This is a genomic window from Photobacterium sp. HL06, assembly GCF_059552575.1.
In genome coordinates this window covers 3,091,302-3,102,665 of the sequence record NZ_CM183914.1, presented here as the reverse complement: position 1 = coordinate 3,102,665, position 11,364 = coordinate 3,091,302, and the positions used below count along the sequence as shown (strand labels likewise).

The 11,364-nt window shown below is 49.8% G+C and carries 7 protein-coding genes; all 7 read left to right on the top strand.

The window, feature by feature from the left end; all coding sequences use genetic code 11:
• Positions 1-114 precede the first annotated feature (114 nt).
• The 7 genes from AC51G0_RS13965 to purF all read left to right on the top strand — a co-directional run bounded on the left by AC51G0_RS13965 (position 115) and on the right by purF (position 11,259).
• On the top strand, positions 115-4,992 hold the full coding sequence (locus tag AC51G0_RS13965) for a FimV/HubP family polar landmark protein (protein ID WP_496299228.1): 4,878 nt from the start codon (positions 115-117) through the stop codon (positions 4,990-4,992).
• Positions 4,993-5,147: 155 nt separating this feature from the next.
• Positions 5,148-5,933 (top strand): tRNA pseudouridine(38-40) synthase TruA, encoded by a 786-nt coding sequence (gene truA / locus AC51G0_RS13960; RefSeq protein WP_496299226.1) that lies wholly within the window; start codon positions 5,148-5,150, stop codon positions 5,931-5,933.
• Positions 5,934-6,101: 168 nt separating this feature from the next.
• Positions 6,102-7,058 carry an acetyl-CoA carboxylase, carboxyltransferase subunit beta gene (gene accD / locus AC51G0_RS13955; RefSeq protein WP_496299224.1) on the top strand — a complete coding sequence of 319 codons (957 nt, stop codon included), beginning with the start codon at positions 6,102-6,104 and terminating at the stop codon, positions 7,056-7,058.
• 160 nt (positions 7,059-7,218) lie between these two features.
• The gene (folC, locus tag AC51G0_RS13950) at positions 7,219-8,490 is read left to right on the top strand and encodes a bifunctional tetrahydrofolate synthase/dihydrofolate synthase (RefSeq protein ID WP_496299222.1); all 1,272 of its coding nucleotides are present in this window, start codon (positions 7,219-7,221) and stop codon (positions 8,488-8,490) included.
• A gap of 2 nt (positions 8,491-8,492) precedes the next feature.
• Positions 8,493-9,056, top strand: coding sequence for an SPOR domain-containing protein (locus tag AC51G0_RS13945; RefSeq protein WP_496299221.1), 564 nt, complete (start codon positions 8,493-8,495; stop codon positions 9,054-9,056).
• Between the two features lie 64 nt (positions 9,057-9,120).
• Entirely contained in the window at positions 9,121-9,612 is a 492-nt protein-coding gene (gene cvpA / locus AC51G0_RS13940) for a colicin V production protein (protein ID WP_496301956.1), read from the top strand.
• A gap of 129 nt (positions 9,613-9,741) precedes the next feature.
• Complete coding sequence (gene purF, locus AC51G0_RS13935) at positions 9,742-11,259, top strand: amidophosphoribosyltransferase (RefSeq protein WP_496299219.1); 1,518 nt, start codon at positions 9,742-9,744, stop codon at positions 11,257-11,259.
• Positions 11,260-11,364: the final 105 nt, after the last annotated feature.

Sequence of the window (11,364 nt, the reverse complement as noted above, 5' to 3'; positions counted from 1 at the left end):
GATGAGTGGCCGATAGATTCATTATGATGCTTAGCGCCATGACTTCGATTCTCGACTCAACTTACTCGATGCTCGAAATTTATTTCTTATCTCTGCCAGAGAGGACAGCAGGCAGTGTCTGACTTATCGACTATGATAAAACGTTTTATATTACCGGTTATTTTTGCCAGTGTAGCCTTCCAGATACCGGTTCAAGCCAATACGGTACGTATTTTAGGCCCAGCTGCAGATGAGCAGCCTGCGACTTTTGTCGAGCCTTCCCTGAATGACGCATCGAATCGTTCCTCAGTGGCAAGCTATGGCCCGACAAAAAATAATGAAACCCTGTGGTCGATTGCATCGCGTTATCGCCCCAACAGCCAGGTTTCTGTGTATCAGGTGATCGGGGCGATTCATCGAGCTAATACGCAAGCTTTTGAGCAAAATAACATTCACGGCCTGATCCCTGGTAGTACGTTGGTGATGCCAAGTTTGGCACAGATCCGCCAGGAAAATATTGATAGCGTCAAGCGACGCCTCGCCGCTGATCAGCGCCGTCAGTCCCGTCAGGCATCGACTCCTACGCCGCCTAGCGCCCCAGCTCCAAAAGCCAAGCCAGCACCGACAGTTGTCGCTGAGCCTCTGCCAAAGCCTGAGGTTGCCAAAGAAGAGGTCTTGACCCAAACGGTTCCCAAGCCAAGTAGTGATATTACCCAGCCAGCAGTCGCAGAAAGCACCAAGGGCGGTATTCCTGTCAAGCCCGTAGCCCTTCAGGCACAGTTGGATGCTTCTGATGTACAAATGACGAAGTTGTTGGAAAGCAACCATTTACTCCGTGTTCGCCTCTCTGAAGTGCGACATGAGGTCACGGCCTTAAAAGATCAGATCAGTAGTGATGAAGTCCTTCGAGCGCAAATCAAAGACTTTATCCAGCAGCAAAAAGCCCAGCAGGTGCAGCCTGTTGTGTCAGAAGCGTCATGGCTTGATAGCCTGGTTTCTAACCCTTGGGCATTAGCCGCAGTAGCATTGATACCGGGCTCGTTGATTGCGGGCGCGCTTGCTTTCTTTATGCTAAGACGCAAGAAAGAAGGTGAAGACGAGGTTAAGTCATTACAAGGCCCTGAAGCACAAGAGCCAGCAATGGTTCCTCCGCCAGCGAATAGCGATGACGGAGGCATTCCAGAACTAACGGGTGATGATAAAGATATTGACGATCTCTTCGATGGTGATGAGGAATCACTATTTGATGATCCGGAGAAGAGCTTGTTCGCGGCAGAGGCTGACTCTGTCGATATGCTTGATCTGTCCTCAGAAAGCAACGATGAGTTTGAAATTGATAGCGGCCTGGCAGCAAGTAGCATTTCGGTGAAAGGGGATGAGCAGGCTATCGGGCTTCAGGATATGGAGCGCGCACTGGATGAGATGGATCAAGGCACAGAGCCTAGCGCTGATGAGGCACTGGCTGCCATGTGGGAGCAGTCGCTTCAAGCTGAGGCGGATGATGAAGACAGTTTTGACCTCTCAGATGATAGCTTAGGGGATGATTTGCTGGCAGACCAGGAAATCGAGGACGGGCTGCTTGATCAGTCTATTCTGGATGACTTGTTGTCTGAAGTTGAATCTGAGCAGCTGGAACAGGAAAATCAAACTCAGGCCGAGAAAGAAGAGACTTCGCCACAGGTTGTTGACCAGGATGAGCTGGATTCGCTGTTTGATTCAGTAGGTATGGCTGATACCGTAGAGCCACCTGTTGACACTGCCTCTGTTGATGAGGCCGATGATACGGCGCAACAGGCTGCTATCGATCAGGCGCTTGCTGAAGCTGATGCAATGTTTGCTGCTGAGTCAGAAGTGGTGGCAGAGGACGATATTGATGCGCTGTTTGATGAAAACAGTGTTGCGTTACTGGATGAGCTGATTGAAGAAGATGAGCTCAGTAGCGATATTGAGGTAGAAGAAAACAGTACTGCACTGCTTGATGAATTACTCGATGATCCTGACACTGAACAGTCATTACTTAATCCTGCCATATCGATAGATGAAAACAGTACCGCGTTACTGGATGAACTGGTTGATGAGATCAGCAGCGACACGGCGGGTATAGAAGATTATGGTTCCGAGGCAGCCGCTGTTGATATTGAAGCGGAAGAAACTCTGAACGTTGATGATGTAGTCATTGATGAGAATAGCACCGAGCTATTGGATGATATTCTTGCTCAGCATGGTAGCCATTCAGAGGTATCTGCCCCTGATGCACAGTTACCTGAGGAAGAAGACAGTAATGTCGGTACGACGGCAACAGAGCCAGAGGCTTTCGCCGCTGATTTTTCAGACCCTGAGTTTGAGCCAGCCACCGCAGAGGAAGCCGTGACAGCTTCGTCAGCTCAAGTGCAAAGTGAACTAGAACCTGATGCTGATTTCTCCGATCTTGAAAATACAGTTGAAAATTCGGCTGATAACTCGGCCTTTGAAGATATTTTCAATGGAGCTTTAGAAGAGCAATCGAGAGAGGCGGATGTTGAACCTGTTCTGTCAGCAGAACCGGTATTGGATCCGGAGTTTGATGCGGATCCTCTGGAAAATGAGCTGAGCCAATCTGAAGAGCTGACAGGAATGGCAGAAATTGATGCGTTGCTGGCTGATGTTGATGGATTATTGGATGAGCCAGAAGCCGATGATGTTGAGAGCCTTGAGCGCAGCGTTGATGAGTTACTGGAAACCTTTGAGCATCAACCTGATGAATCACTGGCCCAAGAATTCGCAGTTGGTGAAGATCTAGCTGTTCAAGATACGGCCTTGCAGCCGGAACAACCGGTACAAGATGAGCCCGCGATAGATGCAGTAGACGACCATGATACCGGTACGTTGGTTGAAGAAGCACTGGAAGAAACCGTGTTATCTGGGGCCAGTTCTGGGACCAGTGATGACGATTTCCCAACCTTTGGCGAAGAAATCGCGATTACCGAGCCTGAACCTCTGTATGAGCAACAGTCTGAGCCGACTGTTACAGAAGTCGCGCAGTCAGATATTGCGCTTGAAGAGCCAGAGCCAGAGCCAGAGCCTGAACCGCTACCGATGGCAGATTCCGAGCCGTTGAGCTTGGATGATCTGCCAGAATTCGATGAAGAGGCGGCATTCAATGATCCTGAAGCAGAGATGCTTGAGGAAGTGTTCAGTCCGGTTTCTGAGGATGAAGAGCAGGTTGCTCTGGATAATATTGTCCAGCAGCTACAGCAAGCAGCCGAAGCGGCGCAGCCAGAGGTTGTGCTTGAAGGGCCTGAATCGCTAGCGATGGCAGAGTCCGAGCCGTTGAGCTTGGATGATCTGCCAGAATTCGATGAAGAGGCGGCTTTCAATGATCCTGAAGCAGAGATGCTTGAGGAAGTGCTCAGTCCGGTTTCTGAGGATGAAGAACAAGTCGCACTGGACAGTATTGTCCAGCAGCTACAGCAAGCCGCAGAAGCGGCGCAGCCAGAGGTTACACTTGAAGAGCCTGACTCTTTACCTGAATTTCAATCAGAGCCAGAGCCAGAACCGCTAGCGATTGATGAGTCCGAGCCTTTGAGCTTGGATGACTTACCAGAATTCGATGAAGAGGCGGCATTTAACGATCCTGAAGCTGAGATGCTTGAGGAAATGTTCAGTCCGGTTTCTGAAGATGAAGAGCAGGTTGCTCTGGATAATATTGTTAAGCAGCTACAGCAAGCTGCTGAAGCGGCGCAGCCAGAGGTTGAGCCTGAAGCAACCTTGTTATCCGGTGAGCCATTAGCCCCTGAAATGATAGAGCCTGCTGCTACGGCCCAAACTGATTTAGCTGCATCGCAGGCGTCTATTCATGGTCAGCAGCAGGTTGAGTTTGAGACCATTGATCCCGATTCATTGCCAGAGTTCAGTGAAAGTGAAGCACTGCAAGCGTCTTTTGAAGAGCAGCATGAACTGGAGCAGTATGAATTAGAACAAGGTCTGAACGAGCAACAAGCGCCTCAAATACCACAGGCTGAAGCCCAACCGCCAGCCGATATGTTTGACGATGAGTTGGTCGATTCTGCTGGTCTGGATATGGCCGCCTTACTGAGCGATCCTGAGGACACTCTGGATCACTTTGATACGGCTACGGCCGACAGTGTGATAGAACCGCCAGTTGAACCTGAGGTGCCGGAAGTCGAACATATTGCCGCGGGTGATGTTGCTGAGTCTGAAGCCGAGTCTGAAGCCGAGTCTGAAGCCGAGTCTGAAGCCGAGTCTGAAGCCGAATTGGATGTTGAGGCTTTTTATGCCGATGAGGCCGTTCACGCCCAGCAAGAGGTTATTGCTGAGCAAGCGCATGCTTCTATTCAGCCTGCTGCAGAAGACGCGGGATTTGATGAAGTCGCCAATACGGCCGCGAGTACAAGCTTTGACATTCAGGACGAGCTGGAGGCTGAACGTGAACAACTGCTAGCAGGCTCATTTGATGAGCGCTTTGATGCTAATGATCACCTCGCCGGACTGTCTGATTCTGAGCTTGAAATGCCAGAAGAAGATTCTGAAATATGGGCAGCAACCAGTCCTGAACCGGTACTAGAGACCGAGGATTGGGCCGATCAGCCACAAATGCAGATTGAAGATGTGGCGGCGTTTGACACAGAAATGCTGTTGGCTGAAGCCGAGTCGCAAGCGTTGCTGCAGGCTGTAGCCGGAAGTGAGTTGGTTGATGAGCCAGTTACCTCGCCGTCGTACATTAGCATTGACGAGCTGATGAAAGAGATGGAGCCGGAAAACCCAGTAGAGCTGGACGATGCGCCATTAAACCTGGATGTTGGACTTGATGAATTCCCTGATGTCCTATCCGATGTTGCCGCGTTTGATGTCGATAGCCAGGGTGAATATGCCAGTAAGCTGGACTTGGCCAAAGCGTACCTTGAAATGAACGATAGTGAAGGCGCGCTAGGTTTGTTGGAAGAGATCGCCAACAACGGTGATGCTCAGATCAAGCGTGAAGCGAAAGAGCTGTTAGGGAAGGTGCGAGGCTAAGGCTTCGCCTTGGAAGCGTGGAGCGGGTTACGCTTCCCGCTTCCCGAAGCGCAGCGTAACTCGTTTTCCCGCTTCCTGCGGTCAGCTTTTTTCCCTATAATCCACCTCTCCTTGATAACAGGCCTGCTGTGCCGACAGTAAGAACGAAGTAAATTATGCGAATAGCTTTAGGTATCGAGTACGATGGTGCCAAATATTATGGCTGGCAACGTCAACGTGACGTTGATAGCGTGCAGGAGCGTTTGGAAAAAGCGCTGAGTAAAGTTGCTAATAAACCCGTTGAAGTTCAGTGTGCCGGACGTACAGATGCTGGTGTTCATGGTACCGGGCAGGTTGTGCATTTCGACGTTGACGTCGAGCGTAAAATGGTTGCCTGGACGATGGGGGCAAACGCTAACCTACCGAAAGATATTGCTGTTCGTTGGGCTGTGGAGGTGAGTGATGACTTTCATGCCCGCTTTACGGCTACTGCTCGCCGTTATCGCTATATCATCTATAATCATGCATTGCGTCCGGCTATTCTGGGAGCCGGGATCAGCCATTACCACGGTGAACTTGACGTGGAAAAAATGCATGAGGCTGGCCAGCACTTGTTAGGTGAGAATGACTTCACATCCTTCCGGGCTGTGTATTGTCAATCCCGCAGTCCTTGGCGTAACCTAATGCACCTGAATGTATCTCGTCAGGGTAATTTTGTCATTATTGATATCAAGGCGAATGCATTCGTTCACCATATGGTACGTAATATTACCGGAAGCCTAATCAAGGTTGGTCGTGGTGAAGAAAAACCAGAATGGATGAAGTGGTTAATGGAGCAAAAAGACCGCACCCTCGCCGGGGCGACGGCGAAAGCTGAAGGTCTGTATTTGGTTGATGTTGATTATCCAAAAGAGTGTGGGCTGCCTAGAGCGCCGATTGGCCCGCTGTTTTTGCCGGATTGATAGAAGGCTTGGGGGTAGGAACTAGGATCTAGCCCCCGATAACCAACTAGTACAACCAGTTTTTTATCTACAGATCGACAACTTTGTGCTTTAATTCCACCTCGGTAAATTAACGAATTTATAATTCTCTGCTATCTAGCCGGGAAATAAGAAGATGAAAGGTCATTCATGAGCTGGCTTGAAAAGATCAAAAGCAACATTGTTTCCTCTCGAAAAGCATCCATTCCTGAAGGGGTATGGACCAAATGTACTTCATGTGAACAAGTGCTTTACCACGCAGACCTGGAACGTAGCTTAGAAGTTTGTCCTAAGTGTGACCACCATATGCGTATGAAGGCGCGCCGTCGCCTTGAAACTTTCCTTGACGCTGAAAGTCAGGTAGAAATCGCCGAAGAGATGGAGCCGCAAGATAAGCTGAAGTTCCGCGATTCGAAGAAATATAAAGACCGTATCTCTGCAGCCCAGAAAAACAGTGGCGAGAAAGACGCACTGGTAGTGATGAAAGGTACCCTGCTGGAGCAGCCTCTGGTTGCGTGTGCTTTTGAATTCTCATTCATGGGCGGTTCAATGGGTTCTGTTGTCGGTGCGAAATTTGTTCGTGCAGTTGATGAGGCAATTGCCAATAACTGCGCATTGGTGTGTTTCTCTGCCAGTGGCGGTGCTCGCATGCAGGAAGCATTGATGTCCTTGATGCAGATGGCGAAAACCAGTGCTGCGCTAGAACGTCTGTCTGACAAAGGCCTGCCGTTTATTTCAGTTCTTACAGACCCTACAATGGGTGGCGTGTCAGCAAGCTTGGCAATGCTGGGTGACATTAACATTGGTGAGCCAAAGGCATTGATTGGCTTCGCTGGCCAGCGTGTCATTGAGCAGACAGTTCGCGAGAAGCTACCTGAAGGCTTCCAGCGCAGCGAGTTCCTGCTTGACCATGGTGCTATCGATATGATTGTTGATCGCCGTGAAATGCGCCAGCGTATTGGTGGCATTATTGCCAAGCTGACTCATGCAACTTCGCCAATGGTGGTGCCGGTTCCGAAAGCGGCTGTACCGTCGGAGTCACCTGCTGAAGTGAAAGAAGAAGCAGATATAGATACAGAAACAAAAGTAGAAAACGAGAAGGAATAACGTTTTCTACCGTTGAACCGGGTTTGATAGGCAGCAAAACTGTCAACCATGCTCACAGTGTCGCTTTTTGATTGAATTTATTAGTGCGTTTGCATGAATTCAAACTCGGTTCAGTGTTAAATTAGTACCCATCATAGGTATTAATTTAGAACGATAAAGAATGTCCGGATTGACAGCCCCACAAGCCACAGCTCCATTAGCCTCCTGGCTAGCTTATTTAGAAAAACTCCACACCAGTGCCATCGATCTTGGATTGGATCGTGCGCTTTGCGTTGCCCAGCGCGGCCAATTAACTAAGCCTGCACAACATGTCATTACCGTTGCTGGAACCAACGGCAAGGGGTCAACCTGTGCGATCCTGGAAGCTATTTTACGAGATGCTGGCTACAAGGTTGGCGTGTATAGCTCACCTCACCTGGTTCGGTATAACGAGCGTGTCCGCATTAATGGAAAAGAGCTTGCTGACAGTGAGCATAGCCAGGCCTTTGCGGCCATTGAACAGTACCGTGCCGAAGTGAGCCTTAGCTTGTTCGAGTTCGGTACGCTGGCGGCATTGCAGCTATTTAAGCAGCATCAGGTTGAGGTGGCTATTTTGGAGGTTGGCCTGGGCGGTCGCCTTGATGCAACCAACATTGTCGATCATGATGTCTCGGTGATCACCAGCTTGGCTGTCGATCATGTCGATTGGCTTGGCGATGACATTGAAGTGATTGGCTATGAGAAAGCGGGTATTTTCAGGGCGCAAAAGCCAGCAGTATGCGGCCAGCCGAACCCGCCAGCCAGTGTGCCGGCCCATGCCGATGATATCGGCGCGAAGTTATACCAGGTAGGCTACCAGTTTGACTATAAACAGTCTGATGACAGTTGGAGCTGGCATTGTGGCGCGTTTGACCTCAACAACCTGCCGTTGCCATCGCTGCCGCTTCCCAATGCCGCGACGGCACTGATGGCTCTGGGCGTTGCCGAGCTGGAAATCAGTGATGAGAATATTGCCAATGGCCTGGCAAACGCCTCGCTACCAGGGCGTATGGAGCGGGTGTCGGCTTCACCGCTGACCATTATGGATGTGGCGCATAACCCCCATTCAGCCCAGTATTTTTCTGAACAGCTGGAAAAAATTAAGCTGCGTGAAAATAAAAGCCGTATCCATGCCGTGGTCGCGATGCTTCACGATAAAGATATTGCCGCGACCATTGCCGAGATGCTCTCGATTGTGGATGTGTGGTATCCGGCCTCGCTTGAAGGGCCGAGAGCGGCGACTGCCGACGAGATCATTGCGCACTTATCTGGTGATGTTCATCCTTTCCAGACGCCAGAGCAAGCTTATGACGCAGCGCTGACACAGGCCGGAGAAGAGGATATGGTAATCGTGTTTGGCTCGTTTTACACTGTCGGTCAGATTTCCAGCCATCTAGCATCAACACAGGAGTAGACGTGGCGAGTAAATTCCAAAGCCGGTTAGTCGGAACCATCATTCTGGTGGCTATCGGCGTTATTTTTCTGCCTGATTTATTTGATGGTAAAAAGCAGCATTACCAGGAGCAGTTCGCCAGTATTCCTCTTCAGCCTGAAATTGGAGATGAAGATGAGTTCGTGGCCATTCCTGAACCTGAGTTTGCCGAGATTGATTTGCCGCCGGAACCTGTCACAGTCGTGATTGACGAGCCGCAGGAGACGGCTGCAACCTCAACCAATAAACCGGTCAAGGTTGAGTCTCAGCCAGTTGAACGTCCAAAAGTTGGCAACAAAGATAGCGGTTGGGTGGTTCAGCTTGGGGTATTCCGTAATTTTGATAATGCTAACCAGCTGGTGGCCAAACTTCGAAATGCCGGCTATCAGGCACATGTTTTTCCCAAGCAACCTCAAAAAGGGGAGTTGGCAAGGGTCGTCGTTGGCCCCGATGTGTCGAAGACGAAGCTATCTGCACAGGTCAAAGATTTGGAAAAATTAACGGGATTAAAAGGCCGATTGCTCAGATTTAACCCACTAAACCCTTAGGTAAACGTTTGCGTTCTCATTTTTTCTGTTAGAATACGCACCAACAAGACGAATACAACAAATGATGATCTGGATTGATTACGTAATTTTAGGCGTAATAGGCTTCTCTGCACTGGTCAGTTTGATCCGTGGATTTGTTAAGGAAGCTTTGTCACTGGTAATTTGGTTTGCTGCTTTTTTCATCGCCAGTAATTTTTACACTGAGCTGGCAGCATACTTTACAAATATTCAGGATGAGATGCTACGGAATGGTAGCGCCATCGCCGCATTGTTCATCGCCACCCTGATAGTCGGTGCCGTGGTGAACTATGTGATAGGACAGTTAGTTCAGAAAACAGGTCTGTCAGGGACAGATCGGGTTCTGGGGGTTGTCTTTGGTGGAGTGAGGGGCGTACTTATTGTATCGGCCTTGCTGTTCTTCATCGATGCGTTTACAGGGTTTTCAAGTGCTGACTGGTGGAAAGAGTCGCAGTTGATCCCGCAGTTTGGCGTCGTGATTGAATGGTTCTTCACTTACCTCAAAGACACATCAAGCTTTTTGCCCGGTGCATTGTAGTACCGGTATTTAGGCAGTTTATTGATTCAATACCTTTTGGCGGGTACTTGGCATGCCGGGGCCCGCTAAAAAATAGTGATTGAGTGAAACTGTTATAATTGCATTTAATGCGTGACGAGGATTTAGGACATGTGTGGTATTGTCGGAATCGTGGGTTCAACCCCGGTAAACCAGTCTATCTATGATGCACTGACCGTGCTACAGCATCGCGGCCAGGATGCTGCCGGTATTGTTACCCTGGAAAGCAATCGTTTCCGTCTGCGTAAAGCGAATGGTCTTGTGCGTGATGTGTTTGAAGCTAGGCACATGCAGCGCCTTCAGGGGAATGTGGGTATCGGTCACGTACGCTATCCAACTGCGGGCAGCTCTAGCGCATCGGAGGCGCAGCCATTTTATGTGAACTCGCCTTATGGGATCTCTTTGGCGCACAACGGTAATCTTACCAATGCCGCCGATATTAGGGAGACGTTGTTTGAACAGGCCAAACGCCATGTCAACACGACCTCCGACTCAGAAATACTCCTTAATGTTCTCGCCAATCAATTAGAAAACTCCCAATCCTACCCGATCACCCCTGCCGAGATTTTCAAAGCTGTACGCGAAGTTCACCGTATTGTGAAAGGAGCCTATGCGGTTGTTGCTATGGTTATTGGCCATGGCTTGATGGCATTTCGCGACCCTCATGGGATCCGCCCGCTTTGCTTGGGTAAGCGTGATGTCGATGGCAACACTGAATACATGGTTGCCTCAGAATCAGTGGCACTTGATGCGGTTGGTTTTGACTTTGTCCGTGATGTTGCACCAGGCGAAGCTGTGTACATCCCATTTGGCGGAGAGCTATACACTGAGCAATGCGCAGACAACCCTGCGTTGAACCCATGTGTGTTTGAATTTGTGTATTTTGCCCGTCCTGATTCTTTCATCGACAAAGTGTCGGTATACGGTGCACGTGTTCGTATGGGTACCAAGTTGGGGGAGAAAATCAAGCGCGAATGGGATGATTTGGATATCGATGTGGTGATCCCAATTCCGGAAACCTCATGCGACAGTGCCCTGGAAATTGCCCGTACTCTAGATAAACCGTATCGCCAAGGGTTTGTAAAAAACCGCTATGTTGGACGTACGTTCATCATGCCGGGACAGCAAATGCGCCGCAAGTCGGTTCGCCGCAAGCTCAATGCGATCCGTTCTGAGTTTAAAGATAAAAGTGTTCTGCTAGTGGATGACTCGATTGTTCGCGGTACAACCTCCGAGCAGATCATTGAAATGGCCCGTGAAGCGGGTGCCCGCAAGGTATACCTGGCCTCTGCTGCACCTGAAGTTCGGTTCCCGAATGTCTATGGTATCGATATGCCAAGTGCTAATGAGCTCATTGCCCATGGCCGCGAAGTGGATGAAATCTGCAAGATGATCGGTGCCGACGGGCTGATCTTCCAGGATCTAGATGATCTGGTTGCTGCGGTATGGGAAGGAAACCCTGATATTCCTCAGTTTGAAGCCTCGGTATTTAGTGGCACTTATGTCACCGGAGATGTAAATCAAGAGTACCTGGAATATTTGGAGTCTCTACGAAGTGAAGACTCTAAAACCAAGCGTGGTATTCAACAGGATTTGGCAAACCTGGAACTGCATAACGAAGGCGGTTAAGGACGGCTTCGCCGTGTACACTTCGTGTAGGAAGCGAGTTATGCTGCGCTCCGGGGGCGCTTCGCTTCGGGAAGCGGGGAAGAGCGGCCTATGGCCCTGAGGCCC

Excerpts from the sequence above, each read along its gene's own strand:
- purF (WP_496299219.1), top strand. The coding sequence starts at position 9,742 with ATGTGTGGTATTGTCGGAATCGTGGGTTCAACCCCGGTAAACCAGTCT.
- folC (WP_496299222.1), top strand. The coding sequence starts at position 7,219 with ATGTCCGGATTGACAGCCCCACAAGCCACAGCTCCATTAGCCTCCTGG.
- truA (WP_496299226.1), top strand. The coding sequence starts at position 5,148 with ATGCGAATAGCTTTAGGTATCGAGTACGATGGTGCCAAATATTATGGC.
- accD (WP_496299224.1), top strand. The coding sequence starts at position 6,102 with ATGAGCTGGCTTGAAAAGATCAAAAGCAACATTGTTTCCTCTCGAAAA.
- cvpA (WP_496301956.1), top strand. The coding sequence starts at position 9,121 with ATGATCTGGATTGATTACGTAATTTTAGGCGTAATAGGCTTCTCTGCA.